13 protein-coding genes and 2 pseudogenes are annotated in these 21,400 nt (G+C 30.9%); 8 read left to right on the top strand and 7 right to left on the bottom strand.

The genetic code is table 11. From position 1 onward, the window contains the following. Window positions 1-12 precede the first annotated feature (12 nt). The 6 genes from WHD07_RS09295 to mutY form a co-directional block, all read right to left on the bottom strand. On the bottom strand, window positions 13-2,424 hold the full coding sequence (locus WHD07_RS09295; RefSeq protein ID WP_343330965.1) for a TonB-dependent receptor: 2,412 nt from the start codon (window positions 2,422-2,424) through the stop codon (window positions 13-15). Window positions 2,425-2,724: 300 nt separating this feature from the next. Beyond that, window positions 2,725-3,591: a DMT family transporter gene (locus WHD07_RS09290; RefSeq protein ID WP_105050034.1), complete on the bottom strand. Its 867-nt coding sequence runs from the start codon at window positions 3,589-3,591 to the stop codon at window positions 2,725-2,727. Window positions 3,592-3,694: 103 nt separating this feature from the next. Continuing rightward, the gene (gene gldD / locus WHD07_RS09285; protein WP_343330964.1) at window positions 3,695-4,243 is read right to left on the bottom strand and encodes a gliding motility lipoprotein GldD; all 549 of its coding nucleotides are present in this window, start codon (window positions 4,241-4,243) and stop codon (window positions 3,695-3,697) included. Next, window positions 4,236-5,564, bottom strand: coding sequence for a gliding motility-associated protein GldE (locus WHD07_RS09280; RefSeq protein WP_343330963.1), 1,329 nt, complete (start codon window positions 5,562-5,564; stop codon window positions 4,236-4,238). The genes gldD and WHD07_RS09280 overlap by 8 nt, the downstream gene beginning before the upstream one ends. Window positions 5,565-5,583: 19 nt before the next feature. After that, complete coding sequence (locus WHD07_RS09275; protein WP_105050037.1) at window positions 5,584-6,027, bottom strand: single-stranded DNA-binding protein; 444 nt, start codon at window positions 6,025-6,027, stop codon at window positions 5,584-5,586. Window positions 6,028-6,199: 172 nt separating this feature from the next. Next, window positions 6,200-7,243 (bottom strand): A/G-specific adenine glycosylase, encoded by a 1,044-nt coding sequence (gene mutY / locus WHD07_RS09270; protein ID WP_343330962.1) that lies wholly within the window; start codon window positions 7,241-7,243, stop codon window positions 6,200-6,202. Between the two features lie 165 nt (window positions 7,244-7,408). Between mutY and WHD07_RS09265 the strand changes: the two genes are divergently transcribed. The 7 genes and pseudogenes from WHD07_RS09265 (at window position 7,409) to WHD07_RS09230 (ending at window position 16,722) form a co-directional block, all read left to right on the top strand. Beyond that, entirely contained in the window at window positions 7,409-7,705 is a 297-nt protein-coding gene (locus tag WHD07_RS09265) for a carboxypeptidase-like regulatory domain-containing protein (RefSeq protein WP_343330961.1), read from the top strand. Between the two features lie 12 nt (window positions 7,706-7,717). Beyond that, a pseudogene (locus tag WHD07_RS09260) lies at window positions 7,718-10,729 on the top strand (SusC/RagA family TonB-linked outer membrane protein); the annotation flags it as partial. 19 nt (window positions 10,730-10,748) lie between these two features. Then, window positions 10,749-12,302 (top strand): RagB/SusD family nutrient uptake outer membrane protein, encoded by a 1,554-nt coding sequence (locus WHD07_RS09255; protein ID WP_343330960.1) that lies wholly within the window; start codon window positions 10,749-10,751, stop codon window positions 12,300-12,302. Between the two features lie 18 nt (window positions 12,303-12,320). Continuing rightward, window positions 12,321-13,204: pseudogene (locus WHD07_RS18275) on the top strand (zinc-binding metallopeptidase). 8 nt (window positions 13,205-13,212) lie between these two features. Continuing rightward, window positions 13,213-14,442 carry a DUF4302 domain-containing protein gene (locus tag WHD07_RS09240; protein ID WP_343330957.1) on the top strand — a complete coding sequence of 410 codons (1,230 nt, stop codon included), beginning with the start codon at window positions 13,213-13,215 and terminating at the stop codon, window positions 14,440-14,442. 168 nt (window positions 14,443-14,610) lie between these two features. Continuing rightward, entirely contained in the window at window positions 14,611-14,901 is a 291-nt protein-coding gene (locus tag WHD07_RS09235; protein WP_036824254.1) for an HU family DNA-binding protein, read from the top strand. Window positions 14,902-15,192: 291 nt separating this feature from the next. Then, entirely contained in the window at window positions 15,193-16,722 is a 1,530-nt protein-coding gene (locus tag WHD07_RS09230) for a ribonuclease E/G (protein ID WP_343330956.1), read from the top strand. A 629-nt stretch (window positions 16,723-17,351) separates the two neighbouring features. Here WHD07_RS09230 and WHD07_RS09225 read toward each other — a convergent pair. Next, on the bottom strand, window positions 17,352-18,407 hold the full coding sequence (locus tag WHD07_RS09225; protein ID WP_343330955.1) for an endonuclease/exonuclease/phosphatase family protein: 1,056 nt from the start codon (window positions 18,405-18,407) through the stop codon (window positions 17,352-17,354). Window positions 18,408-18,548: 141 nt separating this feature from the next. On the opposite strand from WHD07_RS09225, the gene WHD07_RS09220 reads away from it, so the two are divergent. Next, window positions 18,549-21,305 carry a carboxypeptidase-like regulatory domain-containing protein gene (locus tag WHD07_RS09220; protein ID WP_343330954.1) on the top strand — a complete coding sequence of 919 codons (2,757 nt, stop codon included), beginning with the start codon at window positions 18,549-18,551 and terminating at the stop codon, window positions 21,303-21,305. Window positions 21,306-21,400 lie beyond the last annotated feature (95 nt).

Genomic DNA, 21,400 nt, shown 5'->3' with positions numbered 1-21,400 from the left:
ACTATTTTATGGTTAAAATTTATTTATTGTGTAATTTAATTTTAGGTAAAAAGCTCTTCCAGGTTTCTGTACAGATAAATTATCATACACCGGTTTATCGAATATGTTTTTAACATCGAAACTTGCTACCAGTTTTTTGTTTGGAAAAGCATAACTAAGCCCAAGATCTTGAGCGAATTGTTTCGGTACTTTAAAAAAGTCAGCACCACTAACTCCAGATGGGATGTTTAAGTAGTTAAACTCATCTGTAAAATACATTGTGTAGAATAGATTTAAACGAGCTTTTTTCTGAATTACATTTTTAAAAGAGTATCTTAAACTACCATTCATAGTAAAAAAAGGAGTGTTTGGTACCGCTATTTCTACTCCTTTATTCATGATTTTTATATCAAAACGGGTAAGATTAAAGTTGAGGCCAAAATTGTTATTGTAACTATAGTTTAGTTGGGCTTCTATTCCTTTAGATGTACCGCTTCCTTGATTCACATAAATAATTAAATCATTATCAACATTTGTAGAGTTTATGATAGGTAAACCAATTCTATCTTTAATATTTCGGGTAAATAAATTTGTAGAAATTGTAAAGTCGTGTTTTTTAAAGTTAAAAGAACCAAATCTAAAACCAATATTAAAATTATTACTGTGTTCTGGATTAAGAAAAGAGTTTTCTACAACATTATCTCCGTTGTCTCCAAATACTTCCGTTTCATTTGGTAAACGAACTGCTTTTTCTGCCGAAGTTAATACTGTAATATTTGGCTTAATTGCATAGGAAAGTGCAAGACCATATCCATCAAATTTTTTGTTGCTACTTATAATTTTATCTACAATTCTTTGTGTTCCATCAGAATTTGTTTCTATATCAGGATCGATACTTGTTGTTTTCTGTTGGTAATATTTACCAAAAAAACTAGTTTTTAGTTTGTTGTCAAAAGCATTCATTTCATAGGTTAAAGCATAAATGTTTTTAGTTAAATCTCTAGTTCCTTTAAATGTATTTTCTAAAACAGAAACTAATTCGTCACTATCTTCTCTATCGATACCATTGTACAAATGATTTAGAAAAACTTTATGTTGCTTGTTAATCTCATAAGAAAGTCCTGTTCTAATGGAGGTTACTTTTCTATTTATATTTAGTAGTGTAGGTCCTTGTTCACTTTGAGATTCCCAAGTATATTTGTATTCATTACCTCTAAAGTCAATAGCTCTTTTTCCATTCCAACTATAAGCCCAAGCAACAGTGTCGTTTACAACACGATTTCTTTTTCCGTACATTCCATTAACATTTATGTTAAGTCCTTTTGTAAAAAGATCTTTCTTTTGATAGGTTAAATTTGCTAAAAGTGCATTAGATTTTAAAAAACGCCCTTTGTAGGGTGTTATGGTCATAAAAGCACCATGTTGTACTTCTTTATAGTCATCAGAACCTGTAAAGCCTATTAAAAATTGGTCAGCCCATTTTACATCAGTAAAACCAATTTGTGCCATTCCTCCGGTAGATCTATAAGCGTCATTAAACCTTTTTGCGGTAATTGGTGTTTGTGCACCTCCTAAACCAGTAACTAAAACGCTTCTACCTGTAACGGTATAATCATTATCGGAATAATTATGAAAAAGTGACCCTTTTAGAGTTAATCCAGATTCTTTAAAACGATATAAACCATTAAAGCTTGTTTGAGAAGTGTTAAAAGAACCATAGGAAGTAGAAATATTAAAATTAGTTTTTGCTCCTTTATGAAGTATAATGTTAATTGCACCACCCAAAGCATCATCTGCTAAATGTCCGGGAACTACACCTTTGTATACTTCTATGTTTTTAATCATAGAAGGCGGAATGCTATTTAAACTAAATGAAGATCCGTAAGTAGAAATTGGAATTCCATCAATAAAAATACGAACAGCACTCCCAGATAAACCGTTTATAGAATATTTGACCTCTGAACCTAAACCTCCATTTTGACGAATTTTAACACCAACTGTTGTGTTTAATAATTCGTTTGTTTGGATGTTTCTAAGACTAGCTTCTTTTGTTTTTATAACATTTACAGCAAAACCTTGAGTTTCTTTTTTTGTTTTTTCTGTTTTGGTAGTTATCCTTACTTCGTCTAATTGATTTTTTATCAACTCTAAGGAAAGATTAACTTCTTTTTTCTTAGTGTTAAGTAAAGCTGTGATTATTTTCCGTTTTGAATTTAAAGAATGGAATTGAATTTTATGCGTGCCGTAGGGTATCGATTTTATATAAAATTCTCCATTAAAATCAGTAACAGTTTCTTTGTAGAAATGCGCTCCTTTTATAACTACAAATACATCTATTCCAGGTTCGTTATTGTTAAATTTTACTTTACCATAAAAATCTCCTTCTTGACTAAATGAAGCGTATGATAAAAGAAAAAGTATACATGTTTTGATAAAATGAGACATTCTTTTTTTTTGACAAATATAGTTTTATTTATATTTAATCTAAATAAGCTTAGTTGTTTTAGTGAATTATAATTTTAAATACGGTTTTAGGTGTGATGTATTAATTTTAATGGGGTGGTATTAAGAATAATTAAAAAATGACACCTTATTTTTAATGATTCTACATAGTGTGTTCTGTGGATTTACCTCTTTTACATAGCAAAAACACCTCTAAAAAATGATTTTAAGGCATTTTGTAAAGAGAAAATCTAAAAAAGATATTAAATTTTGTAAGGTTTGCTGTTTTAGAAGTGGTTTCTGTTAAGTGGTTTGTTTTCCGCTTCTAAAACTCTCTATAACTACGGTTGATAAAATTAAACTTCCGCCAATAAAAGTGTGTAGGGTAGGAATTTCGTTTACAAAGAGGTAGGCAATTATAATTCCAAAAATGGGTTGTACACTACTAATAATACTTGCTGTAGTAACTGTAAAATGTTTTAGAGAATGCACCATCATTGTGTGACCTATAGCAGTAGTTATAAGGGCAACTACTATTAAAAGAGGGATTTGACTTTGTAGGTTAGAAAAATCACTAAAAAATAAAACAGGAATTAATAGTACAGCAACAACAATCATTTGGTGTAACATTAACGCACTTCCGTTATAGTCTTTTACATGTTTTTTAATGGTAAGATTTCTAAGAGCGTAACAGAAGGCAGATAAAATTCCGAATAAAATTCCTTTTAAATCATTGCTTTCTAAAGAAAAATCTGGAACTAAAATGTACACGCCAATTAAAACGATAAGGGCTAAAAAAATATGTACAGGGTTTAATTTTTGTTTAGAAAAAAAAGGTTCTAAAAAAGCAGTGATTACAGGAAAAGTATAAATAGATAGCATTCCTAAAGCAACATTAGATAGCTTTAGTGCAATAAAATAAGTAACCCAATGTGCACCCATAAAAAAACCACTAATGATAAAAGAAATAAAATCTGCTCTCGATTTTATTTTTAAATCGATCTTTTTAATTTTACAAAAGATATAAATAAAAACAGCTGCTAAAATTGCTCTACATAAAATAATAGCCTCTGCAGGCAAAGCAATATATTTTCCTAAAACACCAGACGTACTAACGAAAAGAGTTCCTAAAAGTAAAAATGATACGTTTTTTCCGTGTAAGTTTTCCATTAAATGTTATTGTAGTTTTATGAGGTCAATTTTTTTGTGCAAAATTGAGGGGAGATCAAGAAAGGCGAAGTTTTTGTTTGATTTTTTTTATTTTAAAGTGTTGTTATTTCCACTCTAAAGTTTCTATCAATCTTAAAATATCTTCTTTAATGTAACTTACGGCTGGTAAAACAGAATCGTAGTTTGGTTTTGTGTAAAAATATAAAGATCCTTTTATAAAATTATGCGTACTATCAGTTAAATGAAACTGAATTTGAGAAGCTGCATTTCCTGTAATCTCATAAATACTACCAAAGACTCTTTTTTTAGGGTTTACAAAATCTTTAGGAATAATTTGTTCAGCCTTAATGGTGTGTTTAAATACTAGTTTTTCTGCTTCGGTAAGCAATTCTTTTATATTGTTATTTACAGGTCTGTAAGTTATGTCTATAGATGCTTTTAAATTAGGGTATATAATGGTTAGCCAATTATTAGCATCGTCTTTAACCTTAGTGTCTTTTAAAATGTCAAAAGAATATGGACGCTCTAAAGTTAATTTTTGATATGATTTTTTAGGGTACGTTAAGCTTAAATAGGCTTTAGGTTTTGGTAGTGTATCTTCTTTGCAAGAAAGAAAAGTAATTGTAAATATTAATAGAAAAATGTTACGCATTTCTGGTTGCTTTAACTTGTTTAATACGTTTTTTATCTAACGCTTCTATGGTAAACGTATAGTTCTTAAAGTTTATTTTCTCTCCCTTTCTAGGGAATTTACCCGAAATTTCTAAAATAAATCCGGCTAAGGTTTCGCTTTCTCCTTTTTCTTCTTCAAAAATTTCTTCATCTTCATCATCTAAAACTCTACAGAAATCTTTAATAGAGGTTTTGCCTTCAAAAACATAATTGTTAGCATCTATTTTAGAATATTGTAAATCTTCATCATCAAATTCATCATTAATATCGCCTACAATTTCTTCTATTACGTCTTGTAAGCTTACTAAACCACTTGTGCCACCATATTCATCAACAACAATTGCCAAGTGATTTTTTTTCTCTCTAAAATCGCCCAATAAATCATCTAGTTTTTTGTTTTCTGGTACAAAAAATGGTTCTCTTAATAATGTAGGCCACTTAAACGTTGTTTTATTTAAATGCGCTAACAAATCTTTAGCATATAAAATACCAATTATATTATCGATACTGTCTTTGTAAACAGGATTTCTAGAGTATCCGTTTTTTAGAATTTTATCTAAAACAACTTCATAAGGCTCGTCATCAGAAAGTGCAAAAATATCTATACGAGGTACCATAATTTGTACCGTTTCTGTGTTTCCAAAATTTACAATTCCTTCTAATATTTTTTGTTCGTCTTTGGTAGTGGCTCCTTCAGAAGTTAATTCTAATGCTTGCGATAAGGTTTCTACAGAAAAGTTAGAGTTTTTACTCCCTAATTTTTTTTCTATCCATTTTGTTAATGTTATTAAGGGTAAACTAAAAGGGGTTAATAGAATACTTATAAAATGAATAAATTTAGACATTGTTTTAGAAAAACGGAGTGCGTTTCTAGAGGCGTAAACCTTTGGTAAAACTTCTCCAAATAAAAGAATTAAAAAGGTTACTAAAACAATTTCTAATAAAAAGCGAATAGGAATGGTAAAAAGGTATGCGTTTAATTGATAATCGAAATGACCAAATAAAGTTTCTGATAGGGAAGCAAATAATAAAACAATTAAAATGTTTATAAAATTGTTGGTTATTAGAATGGTTGCTAGTAATTTTCTGGGTCTTTCTAGTAAGGTTACAACAATATTTTGTTCTTTTCCGTTGTTAGAAAGTTCGTTTAAATCGGTTTGAGAAAGCGAGAAAAAAGCAACTTCTGCTCCTGATACTAGCGCAGAACTTAATAGTAAAGCAATTAGTAGTATTGCATTAAATGTGGTTAGTAAATCTGTTGAAGCTAGTAATAAAAATAATATTTCGGGATCTGGGTCCAATTGCTTTAGGTTTGATTAATTAAAAAGGTAAATCATCGTTTTCTTCTTCCTGAACAGCTTTTGGTGCTGGTGCAGAAGGTTTTTGATGTTGTTGTGGATTAGTATTATTAGGTGTTTCTAAGTTTTTCTTTGTAGATAACATGGTCATTTCATTTACATGAATCTCTGTAGAATAGCGTTTTACGCCATCTTGTTCCCATTGTCTGTTTTTTAATTTACCTTCAACATACACTTTATCACCTTTAGATAAATATTTTTCACAAACCTTTGCTAATCCGTTTCTTACAACAATATTATGCCAGTCTGTAGAGGTTACTTTTTCTCCGGTAGTTTTATTGGTGTAGCTTTCGCTAGTTGCTATAGGAAATCTACCAACACAGTTTTGATCATCAAAATAATGCATCTTAACATCATCACCTAAGTTACCAATTAAAATTACTTTATTTATTGTTCCTGCTGCCATAGCTTTATTTTTTTTGTTAATAGGTGTAGCGCAGTCTAGACCTATAAAATTTAATCTCTCGAAAAGCTGCGCTCTTACTTTTAATTAAAATATTTTTTAATTTTTGTAAGTCTCGAGTAGATAAACTTAATGTAAGTTAAAAATTTCACATCAAAAGTACTAAAAATATCAATTACTTTTTAGTTAGAAAAGTTTCTAAAAAATTAGCAATTAAAATAGGGACTGGGTGTTTTTCTATTTCAGTCCATTTTATGGTGGCTTTGTTTAGCTTTTTAGTTTCTATAATCCAAAATTGTGTATATAAATGTTGATGCGATAATTTATGTACGATTTCTTTTTTATTAAAGAGAGAAATCGTTGTTTCTGCAGGAAATAGATCAATAAATTCTTCGGATGAAACTAGTTCATTTTTGTTGATGTTTTTATTGCTTTCTATTAATGGAAATTGAAATAAACCTTGCCAGATTCCTTTTCCTTTTCTTTCAGATAAAATAGTTTTATTGTCATCGGTTTTTATCACCAAAAAATTAAAATAACGTTTTCTAACCTTTATTTTTTTCTCTTTTACTGGTAACTCGTTTGTTAGCTTTTTTTCTAATGCCATGCAACTACCCGAAAAAGGACAGCTATCGCACAATGGGTTTTGAGGTTTACAATGTAATGCACCAAAATCCATAATTGCCTGGTTATAGGTTCCAGGTTGAGATTCATCAATTAAAGTCTGCGCTAAAGCTTTAAACTCTTTAATCCCTGCAGATGAGTTAATAGGTGTTTTAATTCCGTTGTAGCGAGAAAGTACTCTGTAAACGTTTCCGTCTACAACAGCAGTGGGTTCATTAAAGCAAATTGATGCAATTGCAGAGGCGGTATAATCTCCTATTCCTTTTAGTTTTATAATCTCTTTATATGTAGATGGAAATTCGCCATTTAATTCGTTGGCAATTTGTTTTGCAGAAAAATGAAGATTTCTTGCTCTAGAATAATACCCCAAACCTTGCCACATTTTTAACACGGTACTTTCATCCGCTTTAGCGAGATCGAAAACAGTGGGAAAAGTGTCTGTAAATTTTAGATAATAAGACAAACCTTGAGCAACTCTTGTTTGTTGTAGCATGATTTCTGATAGCCAAATAAAGTATGGGTTTTTAGATTTTCGCCAAGGCAAATCTCTATTGTTTTGTAAGTACCAGTAAATTAATATATTGGGAAATTTCATCGTATAAAATTCGATTTGCAATAATATAACAATCGTTTTGAATTTTAGTGAATTCTTAGTAAAAGAGGTTAAATGTTAAAATATTTTTGTTAAAATTGTCTTTTATCTTGTTTTGTTAACATAAAATTAAGAGGTTTACGCTAATTAATTCAAATAAATTATTAAATGAAATTAAAAACTAACTTTATTTTAACGCTCTTTTGGGCGTTTGTAGTGCAAGTTTCTTTTGCACAAAGTAAAATGATATCAGGAACTATTTCTGATAAAACAGGTGTTTTGCCAGGAGTTTCGGTTCTTGTGAAAAGTACCAATAAAGGAACGGAGTCCGATTTTGATGGTAAATACGTTATCTCAGCAAAAGCAGGAGATGTTTTGGTGTTTAGATATCTTGGGATGAAAACCTTAGAAAAAACAGTTGGAACAGGAAGTGTTTTAAATGCGGTACTTGAAGAGGATTCTTAAAGTTTAGATGAGGTTGTAATTACAGGTATTACTACCACAGATAAACGTTTATTTACTGGTTCTTCCACATCAATAAAAGCTTCTGAAGTGAAGTTAGATGGGGTTCCAGAAATAAGTAGAGCGCTAGAAGGAAGAGCTGCTGGTGTAACAGTACAAAACGTTTCTGGTACTTTTGGTGCTGCTCCAAGAATTAGAGTTCGTGGTGCTACTTCTATTTATGGTAATTCTAAACCATTATGGGTAGTAGATGGTATTATTTTAGAAGACGCTATTGATATCTCTTCTGGAGATTTGGCTTCTGGAGATGCAACAACGTTAATAAGTTCTTCTATTGCAGGTTTAAATGCAGATGATATTGAGTCTTTTGAGGTTTTAAAAGATGGTTCTGCTACTTCTATTTATGGTGCAAGAGCAATGGCTGGTGTAATTGTAATTACAACTAAAAAAGGTAAAGCAGGTGTAAGTAGTATAAATTATACTACTGAAACTACCTTTAGAATGAGACCTTCTTATAATGATTTTAACATTATGAATTCTCAAGAACAAATGTCTGTTTATGAAGAAATGCGTGCTGGTGGATGGTTAAATTATAGTACTGTTGCAAATGCTAGTGAAAGTGGTGTTTATGGTGAAATGTACCAATCATTAAAACAATTAGATGCTAATGGTAATTTTGTGCTTGCAAATACGCCAGAAGCAAAAGCAGCTTTTTTAAGACAAGCAGAGTTAAGAAATACAAACTGGTTTAATGAGTTATTTAATATTAATGCAATGCAAAGTCATTCTGTTAATATGTCTTCTGGTACAGATAGAGCAACTTATTATGGTTCTATTAGTGCATTAATAGATCCGGGATGGACAAAATCTAGTAACGTAAATCGTTATACTGCCAATTATAAATCTTTATTTAAAGTAAATGATAGATTGTCATTTAATACAATAAGTACGGCGTCTTTTAGAAATCAGAAAGCACCAGGAACGTTGTCTCAAGATACAGATGTGGTTACTGGTACAGTAAAAAGAGATTTTGATATCAATCCATATTCTTTTGCCCTTAATTCTTCTAGAGCTTTAGATCCAGATAAATTTTATACAAGAAATTATTCAGATTTTAATATCGTTAAAGAATTAGAAGAAAATTATATTGATATTAACGTTGTAGACTTAAAGTTTCAGGCAGAGTTAAAATATAAACTTAGCGAAAAAACAAATGTTAGTTTTTTAGGAGCTTTAAAATATCAATCTACATCTTTAGAACATAATTCTACAGAGTTTTCTAATCAAGCAAATGCGTTTAGAGCAATGGGTAATGAAATTATTAGAGATGCAAATCCGTTTTTATATACAGATCCAGACGATCAATATGCTGTGCCAATTAGTGTGTTGCCAGAAGGAGGTATTTACAGACGTACAGATTATAGTATGTTAGGGTACGATTTTAGATCTACTTTCTCTTATAAGGATATTATTAAAGAAGATCATACTGTAAACTTTTATGCAGGAGCAGAGCTTAATTCTGCAGATAGAAAAAATTCTAACTTTACTGGTTGGGGATTACAATACTCTTTAGGAGAAGTACCTTTTTATGGGTATGAATTATTTAAGAAAGGAGTTGAAGAAAATAGCTTATACTACGGTTTAGAAAATAGTAGATACAGAAATTTAGCATTTTTTGGTAACGCAACCTATTCTTGGAAAAGACGTTATACCTTAAATGGTACATTGCGTTATGAAGGGTCTAATAAATTAGGGAAATCTACAGCTTCTAGATGGTTGCCAACATGGAATGTGTCTGGTGCGTGGAATGTACATGAAGAAGATTTCTTTGAACACTTAGGTGCCTTAGATAGACTTACTTTTAGAGCTTCTTATAGTTTAACGGCAGACAGAGGTCCAGATTATGTGTCAAATTCATTAGCAGATATTAGAAGTATTAACCCTTGGAGACCTTCTTCTGGTGTTAAAGAAAGTGCTTTGTATGTTAGCTCTTTAGAAAATAGTGAATTAACGTATGAGAAAAAACATGAATTTAATGTTGGTTTGGATGCTGGTTTTCTTGATAACCGTATAAATATAGGTTTCGATTGGTATACTAGAGATAATTTTGACTTAATTGGTAGAATTAATACACAAGGTATTGGAGGAGAGGTAACAAAATATGGTAACGTAGCTGAAATGAAATCTGATGGATTAGAATTTTCTATCTCTGCAACACCAATTAAAACAGAAGACTTTTCTTGGCAAACAGATTTTGTATATTCTAAAACAAGTAATAAAGTTACAAAGTTAGATACTCAACAAAGAGTAATTGATTTAGTTACAGGTTATGGTTTTGCAAGAGAAGGTTATTCTGTAAATTCTATTTTTTCTATTCCTTTTGCCGGTTTAAATGAAGAAGGTATACCTACATTTCAAGATCAAGATGGTAACGTATCTGTTAGCGATATTTACTTTCAAGAAAGAGATAAGTTAGATTTCTTAGAGTATTCTGGTTCTACAGATCCAACAGATGTTGGTAGTTTTGGAAATATTTTTAAATATAAAAATTTAACGTTTAATGTATTTACAACATTCTCATTTGGTAATGTGGTAAGGTTAAACCCTGTATTTAGTTCTTCTTATTCAGATCTTACGGCGTTGCCAAGAGAGTTTGAAAACAGATGGGTGTTACCAGGAGATGAAAACACAACAAATGTACCCGTAATTGCTACAACAAGACAACAAGATGATTATGGTTTTTATGATTTAAGAACCGCTTATAATGCCTATAATTATTCTACAGAAAGAATTGCAAAAGGAGATTTTATAAGACTTAAGCAAGTGTCTTTAGCATATCAATTTCCTAATGAACTTGTAAAAAAATTAAGCCTTAATAGCTTCTCTATAAAATTACAAGCTACTAATTTATTTTTACTGTATTCAGATGATAAATTAAACGGACAAGACCCAGAATTTTTTAATTCTGGTGGTGTTGCAAGCCCTTTAGCTAAGCAATTTACTTTTACATTAAAATTAGGATTATAAAATATAAAATATATAAAAAATGAAAAATAATAAAAAAATATTATTTGTAATATTTCTTTTTTCTCTTTTTGTGGTGTCTTGTGATGATTTTTTAGATGAAACGCCAGATAATAGAACAGAAATAGATACTGCAGAAAAGGTTCGAAAGATACTAGTATCTGCATATCCATCAACTACGTATGGTTTGGTAGCAGAATTGTCTTCTGATAATGTAGATGATATAGGTGCGGATAACCCTTATTCTGATAGATTTTCTGAACAAATTGTGTTTTGGGAAGATATTACAGAAACAGATAACGATAGCCCTACTTCTATTTGGGAAGGTTGTTATGGTGCTATTGCAAACGCAAATCAAGCATTAGCAGGTATTGAAGCTCTTGGTGATGGTTCTTTATCGGCAGAAAAAGGAGAGGCTTTAATAGCTAGAGCTTATGCACACTTTGTTTTGGTAAATATGTTTAGTAAGCATTATAACACACAAACGAGTAATGTAGATTTAGGAGTACCTTATTTAGAAACTGCAGAAACAACTTTAAACCCTCAATATGATAGAGGAACTGTTGCAGAAGTGTACGAAAAAATAAATAAAGATATAGAAGCAGCTTTACCGCTTATTAGAGACGATATTTACGATGTGCCTAAATACCATTTTAACGTAAAGGCATCTTATGCATTTGCAGCAAGGTTTAATTTATACTACGAAAACTGGGCAAAAGCAAAAGAGTATGCAACGATAGTTTTAACAGCAAATCCTACTAGTTTATTAAGGGATTGGCAAGCTCAAGGTCAGGTTGTTAGAAGTCAATTACCAGCGTCTACTGCATTTTATGAAGATACAAGTAACTTGTTAACACAGGCATATACTTCTATTTCTGGAGTGCATTTTGGAGCTTATTATACAGGTTCTCGTTTTAATCATACAAGTCAGATTTCTGCTAGAGAGTCTCTAGGGGTTGCTTTGCCTTGGGCAAGTAATGCAGGTTTATATCCATATTACAGACCTTTTGCTTATACTGCAGCAAACTTAAATAAAACATTGTTTATGAAAATGCCTTATTTGTTTGAATATACAGATGCTGTTGCAGGTATTGGGTATAGTAAAACAATTAAAAGTCCTTTCACTATGGATGAAACTTTAATTGTTAGAGCAGAGGCAAACGTAATGTTAAAAGATTATAGCGCAGCTTTAGAAGATTTAAATACATTTACTAGAAATTACAATCAATTAAGTCCAGAAACAGACATTACAGAAGTAAATACTTTTTACAATGGTGTGGCATATTCTACAGAAGATGATCCTACTCAAAAAAAGGTGTTAAGTCCTAAATTTACAATTGAGGCAGGTACACAAGAAAATATGTTACATTATACGCTTCAGTTAAGAAGAATACTTACAATGCATGATGGTTTAAGATGGTTTGATAATAAAAGATACGGTATGGTTATACCAAGATATCAATACACAGAAACAGAGCCTATTGTTGTAGATGTACTTACAGCAGATGATCCTAGAAAAGCAGTTCAATTACCTCAAGATGTTATTTCTGCAGGTTTAACTCCTAACCCTAGATAGAGTATTAATTAAATAATTATGACAATCATGAAAAAAATAAAATATTTAGTATTCATTTTAGCATTAGCTTTTACTAGTTGTGAAGAGAATGATGTACCAAACCCAGATAAGAGTTCTATTAGCACAGATTTTGGATACGAAAATCAATTTGATAAGTTTTTAAAGAGAGAATTTGTAGAACCGTATAATATTGAAGTTTTATATAAATTACCAGATGTAGAATCTAACTTTAATTATACGTTAGTACCAGCCGAATATGAGAAATCTATTAAGTTGGCAAACTTAATTAAATATCTATGTTTAGATGCTTATAGCGCTGTTGCACCAGCAGGTTTTTAGAGAAAACATTTCCTAAAATGCTAGTTTTTGTAGGTTCTTTTGGGTATAATTCTAATGGAACAATTCTTTTAGGAACTGCAGAAGGAGGGTTAAAGGTTTCATTGTATGGAGTTAATGATTTAGATGAAACGAGCCCAGAGCAATTAAATAATTATTACTTTAATACCATACATCATGAGTTTGCACATGTATTACATCAAAACATACCTTATACAACAGATTTTAACCAAATTGTAGGAGCGGGTTATATAAGTGATGAGTGGAGTACTACATGGGGTGCTAACGAATCTTTAGAGGCAGGTTTTATTAGTGACTATTCTAGTAAAAGTGCAAATGAAGATTTTGTAGAATTAATTTCTCATTATGTATTGGCATCTGAAACGGATTGGGAAGCTACTATTACTAATGCAGGTGATGTAGGAGGGCCTATCATTAATCAAAAAATAGCTATAGTTAAAGCGTATATAAAAAGTAGTTGGAATATAGATCTTGATGAGTTAAGAGCTGAAATACAAAACAGGTATGCTAATTTAGCTTCACAAGATTTAGATAATATAAACTAAAAAGACACATGAAAAAATATATAAAAAAATCATTAGCTTTTTTGCTGTTAGTTGTAATGGCAACTTCTTGTACAGATAATACGGAAGAAATGGTGTTTGAAGAGTCTAGCTCAGATAGAATCCAAAATGCAATTAGTGAATATAAACAATTATTAACTTCTTCAGAAAAAGGTTGGGTTATTGAATATTATGCCGGAGAAGATCAATCTTATGGAGGGTATAATTTTGTTATGAAATTTAATGAAGATTTAACTTCAGATGTGTTAATGGAATTAGATTTTGATACTTTAGAATCTAGTATGTATAATGTTATTGCTGCTGGAGGACCTGTTTTAAGTTTTGATACTTACAATGCGGTTACTCATTATTTTGCTACTCCAAGTTCTGCTAATGCAGATGGGTTGGAAGGTGATTACGAGTTTTTCTTATTATCTAGTACAGAGAATACGATTACCATGAAAGGTAGAAAGTTTGGAAACATCATAAGAATGGTTAAGTTTTCAGGAGAAGCAGAGGAGTATTTAACGGATGTAAGTGTTGTTAGTTATGTGCTTTCACTTGCTTCGGGATACGCTATTAATAACGAAATTAATAACGTAACTCTTGGTAATCATCGTATTGCTTTTTCAATAACAGGAGAAGATGCGGTAGATATGGCATATATTTCTACGACTACAGGTATTAAATTATACGAACCAATTACTGTTGGTGGAAATGAAATTACTGAGTTTACTCTAGATAAGGCTAAAAATCAGTTAGTATCTATTGATGGTTCACTAATTATAGACTTAATTATAGCTCCTTTTAATATAAACCAAGATTGGAGTATTGACACTACGCTAGCTTCTGATATTTCTGCAGATTTTTTTGGTAAATATGTTGAGGTATACAATGCTAACGGAGCTGCTTATGGAGAGACTTTACAAAGATCAATTTCGTTGGGTAATACTGCAAATGGTAGTGGTATTCAGTTTTATTCATTTGCACCACCTTCAACAACATGGACTACTGAGTATAATTTAGCTTTTTCACCTGTATTAGATTACTCGGATCAGTTAGCTATTGCTAAAGTTGGTGAAGGTTTAAATTGGTCTTTTTACACACATTTAAATCCTCTGTTAGATTATGTTGTTGATAATGCACCATATACTGCAGAACCAAATACACCAGCAAACCCAACGGAAGTTAAATTAACTAGTACAGTTGATGCAAATGCTTGGTTTGTTATTAAACTATAATAGTATCAATACTTTAAGTGAAAAAATCTAAGATTTTAATCTTAGATTTTTTTTCGCTTAATAACTTTTACTTTTTTTACATTAAACTGCTTGGAATTGATTAATTATCATATATTTGCATCCGCATTTTTGAAAGTAAATTAATAAAAATATAGTAAAAATAGAGACATGACGAAAGCAGATATCGTATCAAAAATTTCAGATAAATCAGGGATTGAAAAAACAGATGTATTAGCAACTGTTGAAGCATTCATGACTGAAGTTAAAGATGCATTAGAAAATGGCGACAACGTTTATTTAAGAGGTTTTGGTAGTTTTATTATCAAAACAAGAGCAGAAAAAACTGGGAGAAATATTTCTAAAAATACTACAATTAAGATTCCAGCACACAATATTCCAGCCTTTAAACCGGCAAAAACTTTTACAGAAGGAGTAAAAAGTAAAGTAGTAGTTAAGTAACACACACAATATTAATCTAAATCTTAACAGATTTAAAAAATCGTAACATTATGCCAAGTGGTAAAAAAAGAAAGAGAGCTAAGATCTCTACACACAAAAGAAAGAAAAGAGCTAGAGCAAATAGACACAAGAAAAAGTAAGCATCCGCTTACTTTTTCGTTTATAGTTTAGCACAAAAAAAACAACAAGTTCATTGACATAAGAGGTTAAAAAAACCTCACACGGTATTACAAATACCTGACAATATTAACCCATCTGCACAATGATGTGTAGTGTTAAAACCATTTCAGTATGAAAACAGAATTAATAATTCGTTCAAATTCATCTGATATTGATTTTGCCTTATTAAGAGATGGAAAACTTATTGAATTAAATAATGAAACTAGTGATAACAAATTCTCTGTTGGCGATATATTTTTAGCCAAAATAGGAAAAGTTTTAACTGGTTTAAATGCAGCCTTTGTAAATGTAGGGTACCCAAAAGACGGGTTTTTACATTATCATGATTTAGGTGCGCAAGTAAACTCATTAAATACATTCATTAAGAAAGTAAGCACAGGTAAGTATAAAGAATTCACTTTAAAAAACTTCCAAAAGGAAGAAGACATTAACAAAGACGGTAGTATTAACCAAGTACTAAAAACAGGGCAAAACCTATTAGTACAAATTGTAAAAGAACCTATTTCTACAAAAGGACCCAGACTAAGTTCTGAGTTATCAATAGCAGGTAGATATTTGGTTTTAGTTCCTTTTTCTAACCGAGTTTCTGTTTCTCAAAAAATAGCAGACCCAAAAGAAAAAGAACGTTTAAAAAGATTAGCAAAAAGCATTAAGCCCAAAGGGTTTGGTGTTATTTTAAGAACTGTTGCCGAAGGAAAAAAAGTAGCAGAATTAGATAAAGATTTGCAAAACTCATTAGAACGTTGGGTAAGAATGTGTAAAAGTATACCTAATACAAACACACCAACAAAAATTTTAAGCGAGTTAAACAGAGCATCTTCTATATTAAGAGATGTAATGAATGATTCTTTTACAAGTATTGTAACAAATGATGAAACTTTGAAAGAAGAAATAAAAGAATATTTACAAGAAATTTATCCCGAAAAGGAAAAAATTGTAAAATTACACAGATCCGAAACTCCTATTTTTGAAAAATACGGAATAGAAAGACAAATTAAAACATCATTTGGTAAAACAGTTTCTATGAGTAGAGGTGCCTATTTAGTAATAGAGCACACAGAAGCATTACACGTTATTGATGTAAATAGCGGAAACCGTTCTAACAAAGCAGGTTCTCAAGAAGATACTGCATTAGAAGTAAATCTAATTTCAGCTACAGAAATAGCACGCCAGTTACAACTGCGTGATATGGGAGGAATTATAGTTGTAGATTTTATTGATATGCACAAAGCTGAAAACAGAAATAAACTATTTCAGCATCTAAAAGACCAAATGGCTTTAGATAGAACAAAGCACAAAATATTACCTCCAAGTAAATTTGGATTGGTACAAATTACAAGACAAAGGGTAAGACCCGAGTTAAGTATAAAAACTACCGAAGCCAACCCAAACCAAAATGGAGAAGTAGAAGCACCAATAGTTTTGTTAGACAAAATTGAGGCAGATTTAGAGAAGTTTATGTCAAACTCTAAAGACGGGAAAATACAGTTAAATGTACATCCCTTTATTGCAGCTTATCTAACAAAAGGAGTAAATTCTATACGTTTTAAATGGTATTTAAAACACAAAAAGTGGATTACAATTATACCTCGTGACGCTTACACATACTTATATTATAAATTTAAAACTTCAAAGTCTTAAAGTCTTATAATATAAAGGCAATAATTTTTTATCAAAAAACCCCGTAACTTTTTTAGTTACGGGGTTTTTCTGTTTTATAAGATTTTTGTAATTATACAAAATACACCCAATTTGTCATTTCGAACATAGTGAGAAATCACATATTAAGTTTCATTTATTTAACCATGTTATTTTTGGGCGTTCCCACAAGGGGCAGGCTTTCGCACTCGCTTTTTTTGTAGAAAAAACAAAAAAGAGCTCAAACAATTGCTCTATCCTTAACGCGTAGTGAATATTATCTTGTAAGATTCTTAAAATCTAATTGGTTGTAAATCACTTAGCCCCTTCAGGTTTTTAAAACCTGAAGGGGCTCTTATAGAGGCCTCTTAACAGTGATTTCTCAATAATATTTACAAGTTATATGAGATTTCTCCATCGCTTAAAAAAGCTCATTTCGAAATGACAAACTATGTGGTTGTTAGGTGTGTAAGTGGTTCTTTTTACTCAAAAAAAAGATCCAAGCTTGTCACTTCGAAGTACTGAGAAGTCTCATAACAGTGATAACCTAACACCAACCAAATCCCATAAAAGTTCTCTCAAAACGTTAAAATGACAACCTAAACGCAAAGAAATACGTTGTAATTATAAAACTATTTAGCCTCTTTAATTAAATATAAATAAACAGGATAATGATCAGAATACCCACCCGTATACCCACCGTTAGAAAAACTTCTAAAAGGATATCCTTTGTATTTTCCTTTTTTAGTAGTTAAAAAACGTTTGTTAAAAATCATCGCTTTGTACATTTTATAAGTAGAAAAATCTTTTTCACCTTTATCTAATAAAGGCGACGTAAAGAAAATCATGTCAAATAAATTTATTTTATCCCTATATTTTAAAGTGTTAAAACCTCTTCTAAACATGTCTTCATAAGGGTTGTACAAATCTCCTTCGTTTACGTTTTTCTTTCTGCTTTTTGTTTTTAATACATTTTTAAAACTAGAATTTATAGGATCATCATTAAAATCGCCCATAATTAAAATTTTAGCGTCCTCGTCTTGCTCTCTAACTTGCGCTATTATTTTTGTGTTCTGGTAGGCTGCTTTTTCTCTGTTTGGTCTACTTGCGGCTTCTCCGCCCCTTCTAGAAGGCCAATGGTTTACAATGATGTGTATCAATTCATCATCTAGGTAACCAGAAACTAATAATTGATCTCTAGTGTAAACTGGGTAATTATCTTTAAATATCTTCGGGTTAAAGGCTTCGTGATGAATAGGATTAAAATATTTTTTCTGATATAACAAAGCAACGTCTATACCTCTTTTATCAGGAGAATCGTAATGTATAATTCCGTAATCATTTTTTATTAAGTGTTTAGAGTGTATTAAATCTTCTAAAACATTTAAATTTTCTACTTCAGAAACTCCTATAATTGCCGGACTTGTATTGGTTTTATCTGCACCAATTTGAGCAATTGTGCTACTCAGTTTTTCAATTTTATCCCAATAAACCTTAGATCTGTTCGATTTTAGCTCCATCATCGGGCTTGCCTCATCATTTTTATTTACATCATTAATGGTGTCAAATAAGTTTTCTAGATTGTAAAAAGCAATGGTTCTAATTTTATATTTTTTTCCATTTTTCTGAGCATTACAAGTAGTAATAGACAATACTAGCATAAAAATAAAAAACAATTTATTTTTCATTTTGTTGTGTTTTTTAATTTTGTAAAAGTAAGAAACTAAAGTGGTTTTAGGTGTTAAGCATCAGGTTTTTAAGTGTTTTAAATATTTTTTTACTAACTTTAAGTGCAAAAGAAAAAAGAAAATTTAGAGTAAAAATTAGTTATGAAAAAAATTGTTATGGCAACTTGCTTGCTATTAGCTTCATTTTCTGGTCTTTATGGTCAGGGTGTTGTAAAAGGTCTTGTTTTAGACAATAATTCTAAGAAACCTCTAAAGGGAGTTTCTGTTAAATTACAAAATGCATCAAAAAATAGTATAACAGATTTTAATGGTAATTTTTTAATAGAAAATATCCAAAACGGAACCACTGTTTTAGAGTTAAAATTGATGGGGTATGAAACTCAAAATATTCCCATAGAACTGTTTGGTAAAACGCTAAATTTAGGAAGTATCTTTTTATTTAAAGAGGTTGTAGAAAATCAAGATTTAAGTTTAATTACGCTTTCTGATGATGAGTTAAATGATGATGGAAGTGCTGCCGATAATATTTCTGGACTCTTACAATCATCAAAAGATATTTTTCTTAGAACTGCTGCTTATGAGTTTAGTTCCTCCTTTTTTAAGGTAAAAGGATTAGATTCTGGAAACGGGAAAGTGCTGATAAACGGCATAGAGATGAATAAAATCTATGACGGTAGAGCGCAATGGAGTAATTGGGGTGGTTTAAATGATGTATTAAGAAACCAAGAGTTTAGAAACGGTCTATCTCCTTCAGATGTTACTTTTGGAGGACTCTTAGGTGCTACCAATATGAATACAAGAGCATCAGAACAAAGACCTGGGTTACGAGTTTCGTATTCTTCATCAAACAGAAGTTATCAACACAGAGCCATGGCAACCTATGCTACGGGGATGTTAAAAAACAATTGGGCTTTTACTTTTTCTGGAAGTGGTAGACTAGGGAACGAAGGTTTTAATGAGGCTACTTCTTACAAGGCGTATGCTGTTTTTACATCGGTAGAAAAAAAGTTAAATGATAAAAACAGTATAAACTTTACAGGAATTTTCGCATTAAATAGAAGAGGTAAATCATCGCCAAACACCCAGGAAGTGTTTGATTTAAAAGGAATAAAATACAACGATTATTGGGGCTTTTTAGATGGAAAAAAAAGGAATTCAAGAATTAAGGAAGTAAATGAGCCTATTTTAATGCTAAATCATTATTGGAATATTACAGAAAAAACTTCTATAAACACCAATATTGCTTATCAATTTGGTAAGATAGGCAACAGCAGAATCGATTATAATGGAGGTGCTAACCCAAGTGCGGCTTATTATCAAAATTTGCCAAGTTATTTTTTAAGAAATAACGATTTTGAAGGTGCTTATAATGCTGAAAATAATTTTAAAAAAGACGGACAAATAAATTGGAATCGGATTTTTGATGCAAATAAAACTAATGAAACTGCAGGTTTAGAAAATGCTTATGTTTTGTATGAAGATAGAAATGATGATAAACAATTTACTATAAATTCTATTTTAAATACAGAGGTAAATGACAATGTTTCCTTAAACGCAAAAGTAGAATATAAACAATTACGGTCTCAAAATTTTGCAGAAGTTATCGATTTGTTAGGTGGAGTTGGCTACTTAGATATAGATCCTTTTGGGGCTACAGAAGATGAAAAACAAAATGATCTTTTAAACCCAAATAGACTAGTAGGTAAAGGTGACCAATTTAAGTATAACTTTAATTTAAATTCTGATATTATTTCTGCCTTTACACAAGCGCAATTTCAATACCATAAAATTGATTTTTTTGCAGCTCTAAAAGTTGCGAGTACCACTCATCAACGAGAAGGTTTGTATAAAAACGGAAGTTTTTCTGAGAATTCTTTAGGTGCATCCGAAGCACAGAAATTTATAGATTATGGTTTTAAAATGGGGGCAACGTATAAAATTACGGGGCGTCATTTGGTAGATATAAATGCAGCATATATTACTGAGGCACCAACTCTTAGAAATACATTTTCTAACTCAAGAGAAAATAACAATGTGGTTTTAGGTTTACAAAGCGAAAAAATACTTTCTACGGATGTGAGTTATGTTTACAGAAGTCCAATTATTACATCAAAAGTAACAGCGTATTATACCTCTGTAAAAGATGCAACGGAGATTTCGTTTTATTTTGCAGATGGAGTTGGAGGTGATAACACAGCCTTTGTGCAAGAGGTTTTAAATGGAATTAGTAAAAAGCATTTGGGGTTAGAACTGGGGGTAGAAGCGCAACTAACATCAACGTTTAAATTAAAAGGAGCTGCGGCTATTGGGCAATTTACTTATGATAATAATCCTAATTTATACTTAACCACAGAAGCAGATACAGAATCTTTGGCTGCAGGTTTTGTAGCTGGATTTAAAGATTTTGGCAAGACTAATCTTAAGAATTACAAATTAGCTGCCGGACCTCAAAATGCGTATTCGGTTGGTTTTGAATATCGTGACCCAAATTACTGGTGGGTGGGCGCCACTTTAAATTTTTTCAGCAACACATTTATAGATATTTCACCTTTAAATAGGTCTCGAAATTTTTATACAGATGATGATGGTTTGCCTTTTTTAGAATATGATAATGAGATTGCAAAGAAACTTTTAACGCAAGAGAAATTCAACGATTATTCTGTAGTAAATTTTGTTGGAGGAAAATCTTTTATCATTAATAAACATTATGTAAGTTTTTTTGTAACGGTAAATAATTTGTTGAATAAAACCTACAAATCTGGCGGATTTGAACAAGGAAGAAATGCCAATTACAGACAATTATTAGAAGATAAATCTTTAGATAAACCTGTTTTTGGGAATAAATATTGGTATGGTAGAGGCACAACTTATTTTTTAAATGTAAGTGTGTCGTTTTAATCGCAGGGCGATAGCCAAGGGTTTAATTCTCGAGGCTTGTCTCGGAATTAAAAAGCATGTTTCGGAAGTATACCTCGTACCCCTGAGGAGAGGTT

Origin of the sequence: Polaribacter staleyi (assembly GCF_038024045.1) — a bacterium.
Classification (GTDB): domain Bacteria; phylum Bacteroidota; class Bacteroidia; order Flavobacteriales; family Flavobacteriaceae; genus Polaribacter; species Polaribacter butkevichii.
Note: the sequence above shows the minus strand (reverse complement) of the source record. Positions and strands in the feature narration are given on the sequence as shown.

Excerpts from the sequence above, each read along its gene's own strand:
- WHD07_RS09295 (WP_343330965.1), bottom strand. The coding sequence starts at position 2,424 with ATGTCTCATTTTATCAAAACATGTATACTTTTTCTTTTATCATACGCT.
- WHD07_RS09290 (WP_105050034.1), bottom strand. The coding sequence starts at position 3,591 with ATGGAAAACTTACACGGAAAAAACGTATCATTTTTACTTTTAGGAACT.
- gldD (WP_343330964.1), bottom strand. The coding sequence starts at position 4,243 with ATGCGTAACATTTTTCTATTAATATTTACAATTACTTTTCTTTCTTGC.
- WHD07_RS09275 (WP_105050037.1), bottom strand. The coding sequence starts at position 6,027 with ATGGCAGCAGGAACAATAAATAAAGTAATTTTAATTGGTAACTTAGGT.
- mutY (WP_343330962.1), bottom strand. The coding sequence starts at position 7,243 with ATGAAATTTCCCAATATATTAATTTACTGGTACTTACAAAACAATAGA.
- WHD07_RS09265 (WP_343330961.1), top strand. The coding sequence starts at position 7,409 with ATGAAATTAAAAACTAACTTTATTTTAACGCTCTTTTGGGCGTTTGTA.
- WHD07_RS09255 (WP_343330960.1), top strand. The coding sequence starts at position 10,749 with ATGAAAAATAATAAAAAAATATTATTTGTAATATTTCTTTTTTCTCTT.
- WHD07_RS09240 (WP_343330957.1), top strand. The coding sequence starts at position 13,213 with ATGAAAAAATATATAAAAAAATCATTAGCTTTTTTGCTGTTAGTTGTA.
- WHD07_RS09235 (WP_036824254.1), top strand. The coding sequence starts at position 14,611 with ATGACGAAAGCAGATATCGTATCAAAAATTTCAGATAAATCAGGGATT.
- WHD07_RS09230 (WP_343330956.1), top strand. The coding sequence starts at position 15,193 with ATGAAAACAGAATTAATAATTCGTTCAAATTCATCTGATATTGATTTT.
- WHD07_RS09225 (WP_343330955.1), bottom strand. The coding sequence starts at position 18,407 with ATGAAAAATAAATTGTTTTTTATTTTTATGCTAGTATTGTCTATTACT.
- WHD07_RS09220 (WP_343330954.1), top strand. The coding sequence starts at position 18,549 with ATGAAAAAAATTGTTATGGCAACTTGCTTGCTATTAGCTTCATTTTCT.